The sequence below is a fragment of the Uliginosibacterium gangwonense DSM 18521 genome, assembly GCF_000373965.1.
Taxonomy (GTDB): Bacteria; Pseudomonadota; Gammaproteobacteria; order Burkholderiales; family Rhodocyclaceae; genus Uliginosibacterium; species Uliginosibacterium gangwonense.
The window spans coordinates 248,815-267,047 of record NZ_KB892834.1 but is presented as its reverse complement, the minus strand read 5'-3'; the positions used below and the strand labels follow the sequence as shown (position 1 = coordinate 267,047).

The 18,233-nt window shown below is 57.5% G+C and carries 19 protein-coding genes; 12 read left to right on the top strand and 7 right to left on the bottom strand.

Features of this window, described 5'->3' with window-relative positions:
* The first annotated feature begins 51 nt into the window (after positions 1–51).
* From B145_RS0101235 to B145_RS23985, 9 genes are all read left to right on the top strand, one after another.
* Complete coding sequence (locus tag B145_RS0101235; protein WP_211209731.1) at positions 52–1,101, top strand: permease; 1,050 nt, start codon at positions 52–54, stop codon at positions 1,099–1,101.
* A gap of 13 nt (positions 1,102–1,114) precedes the next feature.
* The gene (locus B145_RS0101230) at positions 1,115–1,489 is read left to right on the top strand and encodes a putative zinc-binding protein (protein ID WP_018604597.1); all 375 of its coding nucleotides are present in this window, start codon (positions 1,115–1,117) and stop codon (positions 1,487–1,489) included.
* Between the two features lie 7 nt (positions 1,490–1,496).
* Complete coding sequence (locus tag B145_RS0101225) at positions 1,497–1,739, top strand: thioredoxin family protein (protein WP_018604596.1); 243 nt, start codon at positions 1,497–1,499, stop codon at positions 1,737–1,739.
* A 185-nt stretch (positions 1,740–1,924) separates the two neighbouring features.
* Positions 1,925–2,713: an NPP1 family protein gene (locus tag B145_RS0101220; RefSeq protein ID WP_026258708.1), complete on the top strand. Its 789-nt coding sequence runs from the start codon at positions 1,925–1,927 to the stop codon at positions 2,711–2,713.
* A 62-nt stretch (positions 2,714–2,775) separates the two neighbouring features.
* Positions 2,776–3,228, top strand: coding sequence for a GNAT family N-acetyltransferase (locus tag B145_RS0101215; protein ID WP_018604592.1), 453 nt, complete (start codon positions 2,776–2,778; stop codon positions 3,226–3,228).
* A gap of 967 nt (positions 3,229–4,195) precedes the next feature.
* Positions 4,196–5,107 carry a glycosyltransferase family 2 protein gene (locus B145_RS0101210; protein WP_018604591.1) on the top strand — a complete coding sequence of 304 codons (912 nt, stop codon included), beginning with the start codon at positions 4,196–4,198 and terminating at the stop codon, positions 5,105–5,107.
* On the top strand, positions 5,061–5,978 hold the full coding sequence (locus B145_RS0101205) for an NAD-dependent epimerase/dehydratase family protein (protein ID WP_018604589.1): 918 nt from the start codon (positions 5,061–5,063) through the stop codon (positions 5,976–5,978). Before B145_RS0101210 ends, B145_RS0101205 begins: the two co-directional genes overlap by 47 nt.
* The gene (locus B145_RS0101200; protein ID WP_018604587.1) at positions 5,978–7,024 is read left to right on the top strand and encodes an MraY family glycosyltransferase; all 1,047 of its coding nucleotides are present in this window, start codon (positions 5,978–5,980) and stop codon (positions 7,022–7,024) included. Before B145_RS0101205 ends, B145_RS0101200 begins: the two co-directional genes overlap by 1 nt.
* The gene (locus B145_RS23985) at positions 7,017–8,963 is read left to right on the top strand and encodes a polysaccharide biosynthesis protein (protein WP_018604585.1); all 1,947 of its coding nucleotides are present in this window, start codon (positions 7,017–7,019) and stop codon (positions 8,961–8,963) included. The genes B145_RS0101200 and B145_RS23985 overlap by 8 nt, the downstream gene beginning before the upstream one ends.
* A 67-nt stretch (positions 8,964–9,030) precedes the next feature.
* On the opposite strand, the gene corA is transcribed toward B145_RS23985, so the two are convergent.
* From corA to gatC, 7 genes are all read right to left on the bottom strand, one after another.
* Positions 9,031–10,362: a magnesium/cobalt transporter CorA gene (corA, locus tag B145_RS0101190; protein WP_018604583.1), complete on the bottom strand. Its 1,332-nt coding sequence runs from the start codon at positions 10,360–10,362 to the stop codon at positions 9,031–9,033.
* A 302-nt stretch (positions 10,363–10,664) separates the two neighbouring features.
* Positions 10,665–11,135: a hypothetical protein gene (locus B145_RS0101185; protein WP_018604581.1), complete on the bottom strand. Its 471-nt coding sequence runs from the start codon at positions 11,133–11,135 to the stop codon at positions 10,665–10,667.
* A 35-nt stretch (positions 11,136–11,170) separates the two neighbouring features.
* On the bottom strand, positions 11,171–11,869 hold the full coding sequence (mtgA, locus tag B145_RS0101180) for a monofunctional biosynthetic peptidoglycan transglycosylase (RefSeq protein WP_018604580.1): 699 nt from the start codon (positions 11,867–11,869) through the stop codon (positions 11,171–11,173).
* A complete protein-coding gene (locus B145_RS23980) occupies positions 11,866–12,963 on the bottom strand; it encodes an iron-containing alcohol dehydrogenase (protein ID WP_018604578.1) in 1,098 nt (365 codons plus the stop codon). The genes mtgA and B145_RS23980 overlap by 4 nt, the downstream gene beginning before the upstream one ends.
* Positions 12,964–12,991: 28 nt before the next feature.
* Positions 12,992–14,446 carry an Asp-tRNA(Asn)/Glu-tRNA(Gln) amidotransferase subunit GatA gene (gene gatA / locus B145_RS0101170; protein ID WP_018604577.1) on the bottom strand — a complete coding sequence of 485 codons (1,455 nt, stop codon included), beginning with the start codon at positions 14,444–14,446 and terminating at the stop codon, positions 12,992–12,994.
* Positions 14,443–15,033 (bottom strand): D-sedoheptulose 7-phosphate isomerase, encoded by a 591-nt coding sequence (lpcA, locus tag B145_RS0101165; protein ID WP_018604576.1) that lies wholly within the window; start codon positions 15,031–15,033, stop codon positions 14,443–14,445. Before lpcA ends, gatA begins: the two co-directional genes overlap by 4 nt.
* Before the next feature lie 46 nt (positions 15,034–15,079).
* Positions 15,080–15,367: an Asp-tRNA(Asn)/Glu-tRNA(Gln) amidotransferase subunit GatC gene (gene gatC, locus B145_RS0101160; protein WP_018604575.1), complete on the bottom strand. Its 288-nt coding sequence runs from the start codon at positions 15,365–15,367 to the stop codon at positions 15,080–15,082.
* A gap of 128 nt (positions 15,368–15,495) precedes the next feature.
* Here gatC and B145_RS0101155 point away from each other — a divergent pair, with 128 nt between their 5' ends.
* The 3 genes from B145_RS0101155 to mreD all read left to right on the top strand — a co-directional run bounded on the left by B145_RS0101155 (position 15,496) and on the right by mreD (position 18,186).
* Positions 15,496–16,539 (top strand): rod shape-determining protein, encoded by a 1,044-nt coding sequence (locus B145_RS0101155; protein WP_026258706.1) that lies wholly within the window; start codon positions 15,496–15,498, stop codon positions 16,537–16,539.
* A 100-nt stretch (positions 16,540–16,639) separates the two neighbouring features.
* A complete protein-coding gene (mreC, locus tag B145_RS0101150) occupies positions 16,640–17,665 on the top strand; it encodes a rod shape-determining protein MreC (protein ID WP_018604573.1) in 1,026 nt (341 codons plus the stop codon).
* A complete protein-coding gene (gene mreD, locus B145_RS0101145; RefSeq protein WP_018604572.1) occupies positions 17,665–18,186 on the top strand; it encodes a rod shape-determining protein MreD in 522 nt (173 codons plus the stop codon). The genes mreC and mreD overlap by 1 nt, the downstream gene beginning before the upstream one ends.
* The last annotated feature ends 47 nt before the right edge of the window (positions 18,187–18,233 follow it).

Genomic DNA, 18,233 nt, shown 5'->3' with positions numbered 1-18,233 from the left:
TTTTCTCATGTCTTCGCGTCTTCAGTTCAGAAGACCTGAAAACATGGACGCATGATGAACCACACTGCATCTCGCATTTCACCGCAATTACGCTATTGGCTTGCTGGCCTCACGCTGGCGATACCCCTCTGGTCGTTGGCCTATTGGTATCTCAGCGATTTGGCTGATGTGTTGGTTGTGCATTTGGGGCTATCCCGCCAGACGCATCTGGGCGAAGCCTTGCATTTCTTTTTCTACGATACACCCAAGGTACTGCTTTTGCTGACCGGCATCGTGTTTGCCATGGGGATCATCCAGACCTTCTTTGCCCCGGAACGCACGCGTGCATTGCTATCCGGTAAGCGGCTGGGGGTTGGCAACGTACTGGCAGCTTCGCTTGGTATCGTCACGCCATTCTGTTCGTGTTCTGCCGTACCGTTATTTATCGGCTTCCTGTCCGCAGGTGTGCCGCTGGGCGTGACCTTCTCGTTTCTGATTTCTGCCCCCATGGTTAACGAAGTGGCGTTGGTGTTGCTGTTCGGCATGTTCGGCTGGAAAGTCGCTGCACTGTATCTGGGACTGGGTTTGGCTGTTGCCATCGTTTCAGGATTGGTCATTGGCCACCTTGGCATGGAGCGCCATCTGGAGGATTGGGTCAGAAACATCGTGCAAGGCGATGCCACCCATCTTCCAGCCGACCAATTGGGCTGGGTGGATCGCTTCAAAGCAGGCGCATGGCATGTCCGCGAGATTGTCGGCAAAGTTTGGCCGTATGTGCTGGCCGGGATTGCCCTTGGAGCGGGTATCCACGGCTATGTGCCCGAGGATTTCATGGCCTCGATTATGGGACGCGACGCATGGTGGTCCGTGCCGGTGGCCGTGCTGCTGGGGGTGCCGATGTATACCAATGCAGCGGGCATCATCCCGATTGTCGAAGCACTGATCGGCAAAGGTGCTGCGCTGGGGACTGTGCTGGCCTTCATGATGGCAGTGATCGCGCTCTCGGCCCCGGAAATGATCATCCTGCGCAAAGTGCTGAAACCGCGTCTGATCGCCGTCTTCGCAGGTGTCGTGGCCTGTGGGATCGTGCTGGTGGGGTATGTATTCAATGCTGTGATCTGAAAAGGAGAAAGTGATGTCGCAATCCTGTAACTGCAGTTCCGCACCCAAGCTGATTCTTGCGTGCTCGGGTGCCGCCGATGTTGGTGAGCTAACAGATTGTGTTGCCCGCCAGCTCACAAAGGCGGGTGTCGGCAAGATGTATTGCCTCGCCGGAATCGGTGGCGGAATCCCCGCTATTCTGGAAAACGCGCGTGCTGCCAGCGCCATTCTGGCCATCGACGGCTGCCCGTCTTCCTGTGCCAGTATGAGTTTGAAGAAGGCGGGCTTTAGCGACTTCGCCCAGATTCAACTGGCTGCACTCGACATGGCCAAGGGCCAGACACCTGTGACACCGGAAAATATAGAACATGTCATTACGGTTGCTCGTGCCACGTTGGAAAACTGCTGAGGAGCGCATGATGAAAGTGACTGTTTATGGACCTGGCTGCGCCCGTTGTACCCAGACCGCGCAAATCGTGAAAGAAGTATTGGAGACTGAAGGCGTGAGCTTCACGCTGGAGAAAATCAGCGATTACGCAGAGATCGCCAAGGCTGGCATCATGGCGACGCCGGGCGTAGCACTCGATGGCAAAGTCGTTTCTGTCGGCAAGATCCCGACGGTTTCGGAAATCAAGGATTGGTTGAGAACGCCTGGTTGAGTTTGTACCGGAATACATATGCTGCGTGGTCTCTCCAATTTCACTGATCTCACCCCCGGCATCTCCCCACGTCCCATCGTTGTTTGGCGATTAATTTTCCTGTCACGCATACCTAAGACAATGTGCCGACGAAGCGCACAAGCTTGTGCTTGTGGCTCGCGGTTTACATGATCCAGGGAGCGTATATGACAAAGAGAATCTTGATGGGTGCAGGGTTGGCTTGTGCATTGGTGGTGCAGGCACAGGCTGATTTTTTCGGCAAGCTTGATCAGGCCTTGCCGTCCAAGGTCAGCATCACAGCAAACTATCCGGTGTTTGACTTTGATACGGATGGTTGTCTGCCCAGCGCCGGTATCAGCCGCGAAGGCAAGCAGAATGGCGGGTTGGCGCCTAGTGGTGCGCTGGGTGGCGGGTGCCGGGCAGCGGCATTTCTGGATAGCTCCAATACTCTGCATCGTTATGCCTGTATCCTGAGTGCGGGTGACACGTATTGCGGGCACTTCTATGCGCTGTATTTCCTCAAGGACCAGATCAGTGTGTTGGGTGGGGGCCACCGACATGATTGGGAATATGCCGCGATCTGGACCAAGAACGGTGTTGTGACACATGGTGGTTACAGTGCGCACGGCAAGCTGTACAACGCCGTGGTTGGTGATCTGCCGATGCAGGCAGGGCATATGAAGATTGTGTATCATAAGGATGGCTTGCTTACCCATTCCATGCGTTTTGCCGGGGGCAACGAGATGGCTGAGAATGCCTATGGCCAATTTGTCACCCCGCCGATCATCTCCTGGTATGAACTCAAGGGGGACGGGGTGAGTAATGTGCAGATGCGCAAGTATCTGAACAGTTACGATTATGGTTCGGCCACCATTCCCATGCGGGATGACAACTTTCTGAATAATCTGAATACCTATAAACCTGCGTCTTACCCAAGCTTTACGCAGGCAAGCATTGAGGCTTCACAGCCCTGAGCGGACAAGCGGAAAATTGGCGGTGCATTCACGAATGCACCGTTTTGGGTGTTGGAAAATATATGCCTTTCATTTTTCGGCAGGCGCTGCCAGCGGATTCAATACAAATTGCGGTTTTGTACCGCCAGCTTGTCAACAATCCGGTTGTGGATGTGCTACCTGAGCGCGTGGCTGAGCTGGCTGCGGATGAGGATACTGCCCTGTTTGTGTGTGAGCATCACGAAATCGTGGTTGCTACCGCATTGGTTGCATTATGCAAAGATGTTATGTTTCGTGCCCAGCCCTTTGCCGTGGTGGAGAATGTGGTCGTGGATGAGGCGTGCCGGGGTCAGGGAATTGGCGCAGCTTTGCTTCGGCAGGTGGATGCATTTTGCCTGTCGAAGAATTGCTCAAAAATTATGCTGCTTAGTTCTGCTTATCGGGAGGATGCACACAGGTTTTTTGAACGGGCAGGTTTCGTGGCTGCCAGCAAGCGTGGCTTCGTGAAATACCGCAGCGCTTTCCAGGCCGTTTAGCGCCACCCCGGCTGGGCTGCTGCCTGAAGTTTATGTCGTAGAGGCTGACAATCAGCGTGGGTGGTATATCAAGCCGTGGCTCAAGAACAAGCGATTGCCCATGAAAAGCTCTCATCTTGTCTATTGAGCAGGATATCCCATTTCCAGCCTGTGAATGCGGGTGGCTCTCGGCTGAAAATATGGATGTATTGGTTCCATGACGTGGCAGTCCGTTCCCTTGAAGGGATGCATGCGCCATGCAATTGGGCGCACCATCTGTATCGTGAACAGAACCAAAGAAATCGCGGTAGATCCAACTTTGTATCGTTCGGGTGCAGAGGCACGGGCCATAGGATAAAGGCATGAATATCAGGAGCACTTTGTCCCCTAAAGCGCATATTCAAGGTTGAAGGGGGATTAGTTTTTTGGTAGAATTAACGGGATTTAACTCCAAATGACTCCGGGGTCACTTTCAGGTTTCCCCTGGATAGCCTAGAGCTGGGATGTCCTTTGTAGGATAAGGGTTACAGGTTGATCCGCTCAACTTTGCAGTGATGCTCTCAGCTTGAGGGTATTTCGTGGTTTCCTGGAATCAAGGGTGAAAAAAAGATCAAAAAAAGAAATTCAAATCTCACCTCGTCGCCTATTTTCATGTCGGCATGCCCAAGTGTACGCGGCGGGAGCCGACAACTGGGAACCGGGGCCTACGGGCCAATCTTGCTTGATCGACTTTGCCAAGCCCACAACATGGAATGTTGCCGGACTAAAGTCTGTCCTCCCATGGACTCATGGGCAAGTTGAACGCGTGAGCCGAACGATCAAAGAGGTAATAGCCAGGGGTAGAGCCGAACCACAATTTTCACAACCCGCCCTGGCAATCGTGGGACTCAGCAACCGGGTGATGGGGTGGAGTCTCCGGCCCGTTTCAGATGTGAAGTAGAGGATATGTTCCGGTTTGCACAAAATCTCCGATGGGAGGCCAGTTTCGATGCTGCAGAGTGCCTCTATTAACTGCGATGTAATCATCGTCAACTATAACGTTGGCAAGCTGCTGGTTGATTGTGTGCGGTCTGCGCTCTCGGAGGGTGTTCGGCGCGTGGTGGTGGTGGATAACGCTTCCCATGACGGGAGCGTGGGCTATCTGGAAAGCGCTGTTTCGGATCAACGCCTGTGCATTATCAGGAATGATGCAAATCTAGGGTTTGCGGCAGCTTGTAATGTGGGCATTCGTGCGTGTGAAGCTGATGCTTTGCTGTTCCTGAATCCAGATTGTGTTTTGGCTGCGGGTTCATTGCCTCGCATGATGGATGTGTTGGCAAACAATTCCGAGGCAGGCATGGTGGGCGGATTGTTGTGTAACCCCGATGGGTCGGAGCAACCTGGTGGCCGCCGTTTGTTTCCTACGCCCAAACGTGCCTTCATGCGTGCCTTTGGCCTGTCACGCTTGAGCCGACTTTTTCCTTCCGTGTGTTCGGATTTCCTGCTGCATCAGGAGGCTCTACCGGGTGTTCCCGTGGCTGTCGAGGCGATTTCAGGTGCCTGCATGTTGGTCAAGCGTGAGGCTTTGAAGGACGTCGGCTTGTGGGATGAAGGATATTTCCTCCATTGCGAGGACCTGGATTGGTGCATGCGCTTCCAGCTTAAGGCGTGGCAGATTGTGTTCGTGCCCGATGCCCCCGTGATGCACGCCTGGAGGGCGTGTTCGCGCAACAGGCCATTCTTTGTAGAGTGGCATAAGCATCGGGGCATGCTGCGTTTTTACCGGAAATTCTTCAGGCAGCACCATGCCGGCTTTTTATGGTGGCTTGTGGTGTCGGGTGTCTGGCTGCGCTTTGGTCTGGTGTCTGCCTACCATGCTGTACGGTTGCCTGCGCGCCGATTGGGAGGTGGGCGTGTCTGAACAGATCGTCGGCATCCTTGGCGCACGCAGCTTTGTGGGGAGCTGCCTTTTGTCCCGGCTGGTGGAGCTGGGGCACCGCCCTGTTGCGTTTAGCCGGACGAAGCGGGAGGAGGCTGATAATGGGGTGATCTGGAAACAGACGCCCGAGTCGGATGGGATTCAGAACGCTTCAGGTGAACCGGATGCCATCCCTTGCTGGATTTGTGTGGCACCCATTTGGGTATTGCCTGCACATTTTGCATGGCTGGAGGCTTGTGGCGTGCGCAAGATTGTCGCGCTTTCTTCCACAAGCCGATTCACCAAAGACCAATCGATAGACGCGGAAGAGCAGCTGCTGGCCAAGCGCCTTGCCGATGCGGAGGCGCAGGTCCAACAATGGGCAGAGCGCCTGGGTATTGAATGGGTGATTCTGCGTCCGACCTTGATTTACGGCCTGAAACGGGACAAGAACGTCTCGGAGATTGCGCGCTTCATCTGCCGGTTTGGTTTTTTCCCTGTCTTTGGTCTGGCACAGGGTTTGCGTCAACCGATCCATGCCCAGGACGTGGCAAACGCCTGCGTTCTGGCTTTGGCAACGGATCAAGGCTCACATTGTGCTTACAACATCTCCGGGGGAGAGGTGCTGTCTTATCGCAATATGGTCACCCGTGTTTTTGTCGCCCTTGGCCGACGCCCCCGGACGCTGACCCTGCCGTTTTGGGTATTTCGCTTTGCAGTGGCCCTGGTCCGTTGTATACCGCGATATCGGCATTTGTCCGTTGCCATGGCAGAACGGATGAATCGTGATTTGGTGTTTGACCATAGCCATGCGGCCCGTGCCCTAGGGTTTATCCCTAGGCAATTCACATTGTCCAAGGAGGACTTGCCCTGATGTCCCAGGTACTCTTTATGACAACCTTGAGCATGCTTGTTGCTTGGGCAATTGGGGCTTGGGTGTGCAGGTGTGCCCATGTGCTGGGTTTGGTACAGGTTCCCAACCTGCGTTCTTCACATGCTCAGCCAACCCCGGCAGGCGGGGGGGTGGGCATTGCAATGGCCGCAAATCTTGCGGGTATTAGCTTGGCCGTATTACAGGGTTGGACACTGGGCTGGGGCGTACTGGGCCTGGCGGCGGTGCTGGCAGCGGTCGGATTGCACGACGATATTCGCCACGTGCCTGCACGCATTCGTTTGGCGGTGCAAACCCTGGTGTCAGTCGGCCTTTTTGTGCTGCTTGGGGAATTGCCGCCCCTACACTTTCCGCAGCCGTTTGGAATTGAGATAGCGGGATGGGTGTTGAGCGCTTTGCTGTTATTGACGGCGATATGGTGGATCAATCTGTTCAATTTCATGGATGGTATTGATGGTATTGCCGCCGCGCAGGCGGTATTCATGCTGCTTTTTGGTGCCATGGCCATCGTGCTGGCATGCCCGGCAGCAGCGACCGATCCGGTCTGGGTTTTGATGCTGTGTGTGGCTGCCGCCGTATTGGGTTTTTTGTTGCTGAACTGGCCGCCCGCCAGGATCTTTATGGGGGATGTAGGCAGCACTTGGCTGGGATTTATGATCTTTGTGCTGGCGGTCATCTCAGTCCAGAAAGGCTGGCTGACTTACGCGGTCTGGATCATCCTGGCTGGCGTGTTCGTAACGGACGCGACGCTTACCCTGTTCAATCGTTTGGCGCGAGGCGAAAAATGGCATGAGGCGCATCGTGACCATGCTTACCAACGGCTTGCCCATCGCTGGCAGGGAGACCGCAAGGTTGGCCATCGGTCCGTCACCTTGCTCGTCAGTGCGATCAACCTGCTATGGATTGCGCCTTGGGCAGGTGCCTGCCTGTTGCGCCCGAACTGGTCACTCGCTTTCATATTGGCCGCCTATGTACCACTCGTGTTGGCAGCATGGGGCCTCGGTGCCGGGAGGCCCAAGCATGACTAGATTCAACCGCCTCTTATCCCTTGTTGAACTGATTGGTTTGAGCCGCTCCGCAAAGCAATCCCTCATGGTTGCTGTCGACTGCACATTGCTGATCTTTGCCGTATGGGCCGCATACTCCTTGCGTTTAGGCTACTTTTTTGAGCCCAACACCCGACAGTTCTTGCTGATGTTGGTTGCGCCGCTGTTTGCCGTACCGATCTTTCTAAGGACGGGTTTGTACCGTTCGGTGATCCGCTATCTGGGAGAGCAGGCTCTGTGGGCAGTGACAAAGGGCATGACGCTGGCTGCGTTGATGTGGTCCGCGCTGGCCTTCATGACGCGGATGACGGGTATCGAGGGCGTGCCCCGTGCCGTGCCGATTTTGTATTGGCTCATTGGCATGGTGCTGATTGCTGGCGTCCGCTTTGCCGCAAGATGGGTGCTGTGGCTACCCATTCGCCAACATTTCACAGGCAAGCAGGTATTGATTTACGGTGCCGGAAAGGCTGGCCGACAACTGGCAGCCTCTTTGCGTGCCGGTCGGGAGATGTTCCCCGCTGGCTTTCTGGATGATGACGTAACGCTTCACGGCAAGGATATAGACGGGTTGCGGGTGTACGCACCACAGAATTTGCCGGATCTGCGCGAGCGTTTCGACATTCATGATGTGATTGTCAGCCTGTCGTCCGCCTCGGCCAGCACCAGGCAGAGAATCGTGAGCTTTCTGGAACAGCACAAAGTTCGTCTGCGCGTCTTGCCCGCCATTTCAGATATTGCCAACGGTAAGCACCTCGTCAACATGGTGCGCGACGTTGATGTGGGTGATCTATTGGGACGGGACCCCGTAGAGGCGGACCCTGACCTGCTAGGCCGTTGCATTACCCACAAGGTGGTTTTGGTCACGGGCGCAGGCGGATCAATTGGCGGAGAGCTTTGCCGACAAATCGCGGCTCAGTCACCGTCCAGACTGCTGGTTCTGGATTCGAACGAACACTCGCTCTACCAGATTGAGCGAACCCTGAAATCCCTGACATCTTGTGAAGTGGTGCCATGCCTGGGCTCCGTGCGCGACGCAAATACCGTGCGGCGCCTATTGACGGAGTACGCCGTCCAGACGATTTATCACGCGGCTGCCTACAAGCACGTTCCCATGGTGGAAGCCAATGTCTTCGAGGGGGTGGCAAACAATGTGTTTGGTACGCTGACTCTGACAGAGGAAGCCCTGGCTGCAAATGTAGAGACTTTTGTGCTGATCTCTACAGACAAAGCGGTACGCCCAACCAATATCATGGGCGCCACCAAGCGCTGGGCCGAGTTGATTGTGCAAGACTGCGCAAACCGGGCGCTCCAGTTTGGTCAGGGGCCACGTTTCTGCGCCGTGCGATTCGGCAATGTGCTCGGTTCAAGCGGGTCTGTGGTGCCATTGTTCCGCGAACAGATCGCCCAAGGTGGCCCGGTGACGGTGACGCATCCCGAGGTCACCCGCTATTTCATGTCTGTCCATGAAGCGGTTGAACTGGTGATTCAGGCGGGCAGTCTGGCCAAGGGCGGAGAAATCTTTCTGCTGGACATGGGAGACCCCGTCAAAATTCTCGATCTGGCACGCAACATGATCCGGCTGGCCGGTTATTCCGTTCGTAATGCAGCCAACCCAGATGGCGACATACAGATTCAAGTGACGGGACTACGCCCAGGGGAAAAACTCTATGAAGAACTCCTGATCGCAAATGAAAATGCGGCAAAAACGCCTCATCCAAAGATCATCCAGGCCAACGAGCCCGAGATTGACTCGCTGAGACTGCATCGTATGCTGGAAACACTCAGGGCTTCCATTCACGAGCAGGATGTGGAAGAACTCAAAGAAGAGTTGATGCGCATTGCGCTGAATTCGGATTCGTTGCGCACAAACAAACGTCTTCACCAGCCCCATCTGGTGCGATCGGCTATTGTTGGAGCATGATGGGAGCGGGCCAGAAGACACTGCGTTGTCGCAGTGTCTTCTGGCCCGCTTTCCGCCATGGTGTGATTTAGCGCAACCAGCCCTTGCGGCGGAAGAACCAGAAGGGAACCAGCACCGACACCAGCATCAGGCTGAGCGAGAAGGGGTAGCCGTATTGCCACTCCAGCTCGGGCAGGCGCCTGAAGTTCATGCCGTAGATACTGGCAATCAGCGTGGGCGGCAGCAGGGCGACGCTGGCCACGGAGAAGATCTTGACGATCTTGTTCTGGTTGATGTTGATGAAGCCGACGGTGGCATCCATCAGGAAGTTGATCTTGTCGAACAAAAAGGCAGTGTGGCCATCGAGGGACTCGATGTCGCGCAGAATCTGGCGGGCGTCTTCCAACTGCTCGCCGCTGAGGAACTTGCCCCGGATCAGGAAAGATACTGCACGTCGGGTATCGAGTACATTGCGCCGGATGCGCCCGTTCAAGTCTTCTTCGGCGGCGATTTCGGCCAGGATCTTGGCTGCCTGCTCATCGGTGATATGGGTGCTCAAAACATGCTTGCCGACTTTTTCCAGTGAGGTGTAGACGTTTTCGAGCGCATCGGCGGAATACTCTACGTCAGCTGCATAGAGATCAAGCAGCACATCTTTGCCATCATTCACGTAGCCGGGCTGGATGCGCGCACGCAGGCGTTGCAAACGGAATACCGGGAGTTCTTCCTGGCGGACCGAGAACAGGATGTTGTGGTGAAGCACGAAGGCCACGGCCACGTTGCGTGACTCGCCTTCTTTATCCAGCAGAAAATCCGAGTGCAGGTGTATCTGCTCGTTTTCATCTTCGATGTAGAAGCGCGCGGATTCTTCCAGATCGGTCAGGTCGTCCGGGTCCGGCAGCGCCAGATCGAAGATGTCCTTGATCCACTCGCGCTCTTCCATGTCGGGGGCGATCAAGTCGATCCAGATTGGATTGGTTGCGGTCAGCTGTTCCTTGCTTTCCACAAGAATCTGGCGCAGGCGACCATTATGCAATTCAAAAGCGTTCAGCATGATCTGTCGTTTGGGTTGTTGTGCCACGCTGGTCAAGGTTTCACGTAGCGCGTCGTCCAGCTCGTCCAGAATTTCTTCTCCCCGGGCTTCACGCACCAACTCCCACACCACCAGGGATTCGTTGTGCGACAACGCCTCCAGGATACGGGCGATTTCCGCCGCAGCCATCAGGGTAAGCTTCTTGGTCAGCTCGCTCAGGTTCTGTTTGTGGACAAGGTTTTCCACCAGATCATGGCGAGGCATCTCCTGGCGGTGGACCAGATCTTCAACCAGGCGATGACGCGATAACAACTGGCGCACTTCCACCAACTGGCGCTGGAGTGCCTCGTGCTCGGCCATGGACTGGTTTTCGGTTTGTTCGGACATGGCTGACTCATCCATTCGGTGGCTGCTACCCGCGGCGTTCGGGCGGTAGTCGCCAAAATCCTTGGAACCTGATCGTAACGCAAGCAGCGCTCTATCGATAAGGCGCTACTCTCCTGATTATCGGCGCCATTCTACGTTAACTCGCCGCCACTGTTGGGCCGAAAATGACCTTTTGCGCACCTTTTATCGCTTTGCTACGTAATGGTGGCGAGAGTTGCTGCACACTTTATGCAAAGCAGGCCGGTTGCGCGGCACTCAACCGAGGTGTAGGTGTATCGTCTGCAAGCCGCGGGCTGGTGTGATCAGTGCGCGGCAGGGCGGATCGGTCGTCGGACCTGGGCCGCAATGCAAAGGCCTGAGGCCAGAATGTGCCCCAGATAGCCCGCGCATAGAATGATTCCGCCATAACGCCATTCCGACCAGAATCTCAGCAATTGGGCAAAGCACCCAAGGCCTGCTGCGCAGCAGGCAATTTCCGATAGATTGATCGCAGCGATGTGAGCCCGGCGATGCAACTGCGCACGGACCAGGCAGGCCAGCAGGGGCCAGCAGAATGCGCCGAATGCAGGCACGGATTCCAGCCATCCGGCAGGGGAGCGGAATTCAAACTGCTCGGCGATGATGATGACATCCGGTCCATAATTACTCGCCGTTTCGGCAACTGGGGTGGTCGGGTTCCCGGCTATGTCTGCTCTTTGCGTGCATTGGCATAAAGGCAGAAACAGGCAGATAAAAATGCTGATGGCAAAAACTCTTTTGCAGATTTCAAGCATCCCGGGTCTTCTTGTTTATCTAGCCTGCTAGAAGCTCAGGGCACCTCTGCCCATATCATTCTGGATTGTACGCGATTGGCATGATTGGCGAGTCGGGCGTTAAAACCCAGCTCGTATTTGCGCGGATTGGGGAGCATTACCGCGAGGTGGGCGGCCTGTGCGGCACTGAGGCGGTCAGCGGAAATCTTGTAGTAACGCTGGGCGGCGGCTTCGGCGCCGAAAACGCCATTGCCCCATTCGACCACGTTGAGATACACCTCAAGAATGCGGCGTTTGTCCCAGAATGTTTCGATCATCACGGTGATGACGGCCTCTTCGGCTTTGCGGATATAGCTGCGCGCGGGGCTGAGGAAGAGGTTTTTTGAAAGCTGTTGGCTGATGGTGGAACCACCGGCCACGGGTTTGCCTTTTTTCTGGTTCTTTTCCATGGCTTTCTGGATGCCGTCCCAGTCAAAGCCATCGTGATCGATGAAGCTGCCGTCCTCGGAGGCAATCACTGCGCGTTTGAGGTTGACCGAGATCTTCTCATATGGCACCCATTTGTATTTTAGGGTCGCGCTGGAATCCTTTTCGCGCAGCTCCGCCAGTCGGATGTCCATGAAGCTGGTGCTGTCCGGGTTGAACCACTTCAGCCAGAGTACATTGGCAAGCAGCCACAAATGCCAAAACAATACGATCAGGAAGATTCCAAACAGGATGCGGCGAACCCAGGTGCCGACTGAGGCGGTGTTCATTCAGGCTCCGTGAGCTTGGTTGGGGTGGCGATGAAGTTACTCCCTTGGGGCGTGGTAGCAAAATAGGCTGCAAATTGTATTGCACCTTCCTGTGCCAAGCCATAATCGGCAAAATCTGTGGAAATGCCAATGTCGTGGAGGAGGCGTTCCAGACTGCTGGCCGGGTCTTGTACGGCAGGGCCGAAAACTTGGGCAAGCACCGCATCGCGTTGTGGGTTGTGGCCTTGTGCCAGGCGCCAGACCCAGGGTAGCGAGAACGCACAGGCCAGCCCATGTGGTATGCCGCGCGAGGAGGTGACTGCATAGGAGAGGGCGTGGGCCAATGCCGTGCGGGTATTGCTCACGCACATGCCTGCCCGCATGGCCGCCAGAGAGAGTTCGGTGCGGGCTGCGAAATCGCCCGGATAGCGCCACACCTTGGGCAGATTGGCGATCACGCCCCGTGCCGCCTGCACCGCCAGTGTATCGGTGATGGGGCTGGCCCGGCGGTTCCAAATGGCTTCCAGGGCGTGCGAGAGCGTATCCAGCGCCGAGTTGCGCATGCGCTCTTGCGATAGGCTCAGGGTCAGTTCCGGGTCGATGATGGCGGTTTCAGGCCACAGTTCCGGATGGAAGATGGTTTCCTTGGCGGGCTTGGCGTTCGGCCCGTTCCAGATGATCGAGAATGGGGTCAGCTCGCTGCCGCTGCCCGCCGTGGTCGGCACCGCAATCAGGGGGCGACGCGCATCGATGGTGCAGTTTTCATTGAACAGGTGCTGGAATTTGCCGCTGGCCGGGCGGCACGACAGCGCCTTGCCGCAATCAAGCACGCTGCCACCGCCCACCGCCACGATGGCATCAAAATTCGGCGCGCTCCAGATGCGGGCATGGGCTTCGGCCACGTATTGGCGTTCGGGCTGTGAAGGCACCGTATCAATGATCTCTACGATGCGCTCGCCCAGCAGGCTTTTAAGGCGGGCAATCAGCCCGCTATCCTGCGCAGAGCGGAAGGTGAGCAGCAACACACTGCGCTTGCCCACCACCTCCGGTAGCATGCTCAGCGTGTCCGCGCCGAACACCGTGCGTACCGGGTTGTGCCAGAAGAATGCTGACATGTCCGCTCCAGTTTGTTGTAACGCCCTCTCAGCCTAGCTTCGGCTCACGCAGATGCCAATCGGTGGCCTGTTGCAACTGATGGGCCACGTTGAGCAGGCGTGCTTCGCCAAAGTAGTTGCCGATCAGTTGCAGCCCTACCGGCATGTTGTCGGCAGAGAAGCCCGCAGGGGTCGACAGCCCGGGCAGCCCGGCGAGGTTGACGGCAATGGTGTAGATGTCGGCCAGATACATCTGCACCGGGTCGTCTGCCATCTGGCCGATGCCCCAGGCGGCGGTGGGCGCAATCGGCCCGGCAATCACGTCGCACTGCTGCAGGGCCTGCTGGAAGTCCTGCGCAATCAGGCGGCGTAGCTGCTGGGCCTTGATGTAGTAGGCGTCGTAGTAGCCGTGGGAGAGCACATAGGTGCCCACCAGGATGCGGCGTTTGACTTCGGCGCCAAAGCCTTCGGCGCGGCTCTTGCCGTACATCTCTGCCAAGTCCTTGAACTCGCTGGCACGATGGCCGTAGCGCACGCCATCGAAACGGGACAGGTTGGAGCTGGCCTCGGCCGGGGCGATCACGTAATACGCGGGAATCGCCAGATGGGTGTTCGGCAGGCTCACTTCCACCGTGGTGGCGCCGAGCTTGCGCAATTCGGCCAGTGCGCCGTCGATTGCAGCTTGCACATCAGCGGCCAGCCCTTCGCCAAAGTATTCCTTGGGCAGACCAATGCGCAGACCGGCCAGCGGCTTGGCCAGATCGCGGGTGTAGTCTTCTGCCGGGCGTTCCAGGCTGGTGGAGTCACGCACATCGAACCCCGCCATGTGGTTGAGCAGCAGGGCGCAGTCTTCTGCCGTGTGGGCGATCGGGCCGCCTTGGTCGAGCGAGCTGGCATAAGCCACCATGCCGTAACGCGAGACCACGCCATAGGTCGGCTTGATCCCGGTGACGCCACAAAAGCCCGCAGGCTGGCGGATTGAGCCGCCCGTGTCGGTGCCGGTACAGGCGGGCACCATGCCAGCGGCCACGGCAGCTGCCGAGCCACCCGAGGAGCCACCGGGCACACGCGCCAGGTTCCAGGGGTTCTTTACCGCACCATAGGCGGAGTTCTCGTTGGTCGAGCCCATCGCGAACTCGTCCATGTTGGTCTTGCCCAGGCTCACCAGTCCGGCCGCCTTCAGCTGCGTGACCACATGTGCGTCGTAGGGGCTGGTGAAGTTCGCCAGCATCTTCGAGCCACAGGTGGTGAGCAAGCCTTCGGTGCAGAACAGGTCCTTGTGGGCAATCGGCAGCCCTGCCAGCGGCTTGGCCGTGCCTGCGGCAATGGCCGCATCGGCTGCATCGGCCGCAGCCAGCGCGCCTGCACGATCAACGGTGATAAAGGCGTTGATGGCCGGGTTGCGGGCTTCGATACGGGCGAGGTAGTCGGTCACCAGCTCACGGCTGGAAGCTTCTTTGGCTGCGAGTTTTTGTTGCAGCGATTTGAGGGTCTGGATGCTCATTTTGCGTCGACATAGCCCATACCGATCTCAACGTGATCGATCAGGGCGTGGATAAACTTGATATGGATTTCCTGGATACGGTCGGCATAGCCAAAGTGCGGCACGATCAGCTCGGCGTCTGCCATGCCTCGCATCTTGCCGCCATCCTTGCCGCTGAGCAGGATGGTTTTCATCCCACGGGCCTTAGCGGCCTGGAAGGCAGTCAGGATATTGCCGGAATTCCCGCTCGTGGAAATCCCCAGGAACACGTCGCCCGGGCGGCCCAGGGCTTCAACATGGCGGGCGAAGATGCGCTCGAAGCCATAGTCGTTGCCCACACAGGTGATGTGCGAGGGGTCCGAGATCGCCAGCGCAGCCAGTGCTGGGCGCTCATCCCGGTAACGGCCGGAGAGTTCCTCGGCAAAGTGCATGGCGTCGCAGTGCGAACCGCCATTGCCTGCCGAGAGGATTTTGCCCCCGGCCTTGAGGCATTCGACAAGGATGTCGCCCGCACGATCAAGCTGCTCAAGCAGTGGCCGATCGGCCAATACCCGTTCGAGCAGGGTATGGGCTTCTTGCAGATGAGACAAGAATCTGGATTGCGTCATGTTTTTCTCCAGGCAAAGATTGGCACTCCGCCGGTGGGTGGGGTGCCTATTCGATGACCTTGGGCACCAGATACAACCCTGCTTCCGCCGCCGGGGCAACAGTTTGATAGGCTTCCCGACGGTCGGTTTCGGTCACCACATCCGCGCGAAGCCGCTGGATTACGTCTTGTGGATGCGACATGGGGGCTACGCCCGTCGTGTCGACTGCCTGCATTTGTTCAATCAGACCAAAAATACCGTTAAGCTTGGCCTGTGTGGCTTCAGCGTCGCCAGGTGCAAGCTCTATACGTGCCAGCCGGGCAATGCGTGCCACTTGTTCAAGCGAAAGTGCCATGTTAATACCTAAGCCGAGTTGATCGGCAAAATGAAAATGAACAGGCTAATAGGGTAACATAGCCGACTATTTCGATTTCCAGACACTTGCTTCGTGGTTAACCGCCGACGGGGCTGATGGGCTCACACATGTTCGGACTCCTGCGCTCTTATTTCTCAAATGATTTGGCCATTGACCTGGGGACTGCCAATACCCTGATCTATGTACGTGGCCGTGGCATCGTACTCGACGAACCTTCGGTTGTCTCTATCCGCACCGAAGGCGGGCCGAATGCCAAGAAAACGATTCAAGCTGTTGGCCACGCGGCCAAGCAGATGTTGGGCAAAACGCCTGGCAACATCACTGCCATCCGACCGATGAAAGATGGCGTGATCGCTGACTTCACCGTCACCGAGCAGATGCTGCGGCAATTTATCAAGAAGGTGCATGACTCGCGCCTGTTCTCGCCTTCCCCGCGCATCATCATCTGCGTGCCCTGTGGTTCGACCCAGGTGGAACGCCGTGCGATCCGCGAATCGGCACTCGGCGCCGGGGCCTCCCAGGTCTACCTGATCGAAGAGCCGATGGCCGCCGCCATTGGTGCCGATCTGCCCGTGGCGGATGCGACCGGCTCGATGGTGGTCGACATCGGCGGTGGCACGACCGAAGTGGGCGTGATCTCGCTGGGTGGCATGGTGTACGCCGGCTCTGTGCGGGTGGGGGGTGACAAGTTCGACGAAGCTATCGTCAATTACATCCGTCGCAACTACGGCATGCTGATTGGGGAAACCACCGCAGAATCCATCAAGAAGGAAATCGGTTCTGCCTTCCCTGGCTCCGAAGTGCGCGAGATGGAAGTCAAGGGCCGCAACCTTGCAGAAGGGATTCCGCGTGCCTTCACGATCTCCAGCAACGAGATCCTGGAAGCGCTCACCGATCCGCTCAACTCCATCGTCTCCGCCGTCAAGATCGCGCTGGAACAAACCCCGCCGGAACTGGGCGCCGATATTGCCGAACGTGGCATGGTGCTGACGGGCGGTGGCGCCTTGCTGCGTGACCTGGACCGCCTCCTGATGGAAGAGACCGGCCTGCCGGTGATTGTGGCAGACGATCCGCTGACTTGCGTGGTGCGCGGCTGCGGCATGGCGCTGGAAAAAATGGACAAACTCGGCTCCATCTTTGCATCGGAGTAAACACGAGTGTGCATCGCAGAAGGCGTGGTCACCCTGATCGCTTTGGCGACTGAGTGTCTGCGCCTTTTTACTGGGTGCCGATTGTCTTGTGCACAGAGCCATGTCCTCCAATAGTCACGATACGCCCCCCTTCTTCAAGCGCGGTCTGCCGCCCTCGGCACGCCTGACGATCTATCTGGCAATGTCTTTTGCACTGCTGGTGACGGATCTGCGCATGCATTATCTGGAGCCGCTACGCCAAGGGGTGGCGATCCTGACCTATCCGCTCCAGATCGCGGCCACGACGCCTGCCGAGTTTGTGAGCAATGCCTCGAATTACTTCTCGGGCCTAATCTCGCTACAGCGCGAAAATGCTCGTCTGAAGGCGCAGCAACTGAAGGTGTCCAGCCAGATTCTGCTCAACGAGCAGCTCCGCCAGGAAAATGAGAACCTGCGTGGCCTGTTGCAGATGCAGGCACAGATCAAGATCAAGTCCACGGCGGCAGAAATCCTGTTCGCCGCCCGCGATCCGTTTTCGCGCAAAGTCGTGCTCGACAAGGGCAGTGCCCAATCCATCGAACCCGGCGCTCCGGTGGTTGATCCGCAAGGGGTGATCGGGCAGGTGACCCGGGTCTATCCGCTGCACTCCGAGGTGACCCTGTTGTCCGACAAGGATCAGGCCATTCCGGTGATGGTCGAACGCAGCGGCCTGCGGGCGGTGATGTTTGGTACGGGCAACGGCTTGATGGAATTGCGCTATCTGGCGGCCAACGCCGATGTGCGGCCGGGCGACCGGATTCTGACCTCCGGCCTCGACGGGGTCTATGTGGCGGGCCTGCCAGTGGCAACCATCCTCAAGGTGGGGCGCGACAGCGCCGAATCCTTTGCGCGCATCCTGTGCCGCCCGATTGGCACGGTCGAGCGTACCGGTGCGGTGCTGGTGCTGGCGCAGGCCTCTGTCCGCCCCGCCATGCCATCCACAGCGACCGAGGCGGCGGAGGACTCCCGGCGCAGTTCTTCCGGGCGTGTGCGCAAGCCTGCCAATGCCGCCACTTCGGCGTCGGCGCCTGTGGCCCGTAATACCAACGCCAGCAATCCCCCGGCCAGTAGCGCCTCGGGGAACGCAAGTGAACGAAGGGCCCGCTGATGCAACCCACTCACCGTTCCAGCCGCCTGCTGCTGCCTGTGCGCATGAGCTTTGTGATCATCAGCATGGTGATCGCACTGGTACTCAACTTTGTACCGGTTGGGCAGTTTTATGCCGTGCCGGATTTCGTCGCCCTGGTCCTGGCCTTCTGGTGTGTGCGTGAGCCGCATCGCATCGGCATGGGGGCTGCGTTCATCCTGGGCGTATTGGTGGACGTGGTGCATGGCTCGGTGATGGGCCAGCACGCCATTGCCTACGTGCTGCTGGCCTGGGCGGCTGGCATCAATGCCCGCCGCCTGCTCTGGTTCTCGCCGCCTGCGCAAGCCCTGCACATGGTGCCGCTGTTTTTCATGGTACAGGTGGTGATGCTGGTCTTGCGCCTGTTTGCAGGGGGGCGTTTCCCAGGCTGGGAATACTTCTTCACCTGCTTTACCACGGCGATCCTGTGGATTCCGGTGCATTATCTGTTGCTCCTGCCCCAGATGCGGCCCATCGACCACGATGAAAATCGTCCCCTATGAGAAGGCCGACTGCATGCGGCCAAACACCTTGGATCAAACCCGGCTGA

What these genes read in the sequence shown, in the direction of transcription:
- B145_RS0101235 (WP_211209731.1), top strand. Translation starts at nt 52, where the DNA reads ATGATGAACCACACTGCATCTCGCATTTCACCGCAATTACGCTATTGG.
- B145_RS0101230 (WP_018604597.1), top strand. Translation starts at nt 1,115, where the DNA reads ATGTCGCAATCCTGTAACTGCAGTTCCGCACCCAAGCTGATTCTTGCG.
- B145_RS0101225 (WP_018604596.1), top strand. Translation starts at nt 1,497, where the DNA reads ATGATGAAAGTGACTGTTTATGGACCTGGCTGCGCCCGTTGTACCCAG.
- B145_RS0101220 (WP_026258708.1), top strand. Translation starts at nt 1,925, where the DNA reads ATGACAAAGAGAATCTTGATGGGTGCAGGGTTGGCTTGTGCATTGGTG.
- B145_RS0101215 (WP_018604592.1), top strand. Translation starts at nt 2,776, where the DNA reads ATGCCTTTCATTTTTCGGCAGGCGCTGCCAGCGGATTCAATACAAATT.
- B145_RS0101210 (WP_018604591.1), top strand. Translation starts at nt 4,196, where the DNA reads ATGCTGCAGAGTGCCTCTATTAACTGCGATGTAATCATCGTCAACTAT.
- B145_RS0101205 (WP_018604589.1), top strand. Translation starts at nt 5,061, where the DNA reads ATGCTGTACGGTTGCCTGCGCGCCGATTGGGAGGTGGGCGTGTCTGAA.
- B145_RS0101200 (WP_018604587.1), top strand. Translation starts at nt 5,978, where the DNA reads ATGTCCCAGGTACTCTTTATGACAACCTTGAGCATGCTTGTTGCTTGG.
- B145_RS23985 (WP_018604585.1), top strand. Translation starts at nt 7,017, where the DNA reads ATGACTAGATTCAACCGCCTCTTATCCCTTGTTGAACTGATTGGTTTG.
- corA (WP_018604583.1), bottom strand. Translation starts at nt 10,362, where the DNA reads ATGTCCGAACAAACCGAAAACCAGTCCATGGCCGAGCACGAGGCACTC.
- B145_RS0101185 (WP_018604581.1), bottom strand. Translation starts at nt 11,135, where the DNA reads ATGCTTGAAATCTGCAAAAGAGTTTTTGCCATCAGCATTTTTATCTGC.
- mtgA (WP_018604580.1), bottom strand. Translation starts at nt 11,869, where the DNA reads ATGAACACCGCCTCAGTCGGCACCTGGGTTCGCCGCATCCTGTTTGGA.
- B145_RS23980 (WP_018604578.1), bottom strand. Translation starts at nt 12,963, where the DNA reads ATGTCAGCATTCTTCTGGCACAACCCGGTACGCACGGTGTTCGGCGCG.
- gatA (WP_018604577.1), bottom strand. Translation starts at nt 14,446, where the DNA reads ATGAGCATCCAGACCCTCAAATCGCTGCAACAAAAACTCGCAGCCAAA.
- lpcA (WP_018604576.1), bottom strand. Translation starts at nt 15,033, where the DNA reads ATGACGCAATCCAGATTCTTGTCTCATCTGCAAGAAGCCCATACCCTG.
- gatC (WP_018604575.1), bottom strand. Translation starts at nt 15,367, where the DNA reads ATGGCACTTTCGCTTGAACAAGTGGCACGCATTGCCCGGCTGGCACGT.
- B145_RS0101155 (WP_026258706.1), top strand. Translation starts at nt 15,496, where the DNA reads ATGTTCGGACTCCTGCGCTCTTATTTCTCAAATGATTTGGCCATTGAC.
- mreC (WP_018604573.1), top strand. Translation starts at nt 16,640, where the DNA reads ATGTCCTCCAATAGTCACGATACGCCCCCCTTCTTCAAGCGCGGTCTG.
- mreD (WP_018604572.1), top strand. Translation starts at nt 17,665, where the DNA reads ATGCAACCCACTCACCGTTCCAGCCGCCTGCTGCTGCCTGTGCGCATG.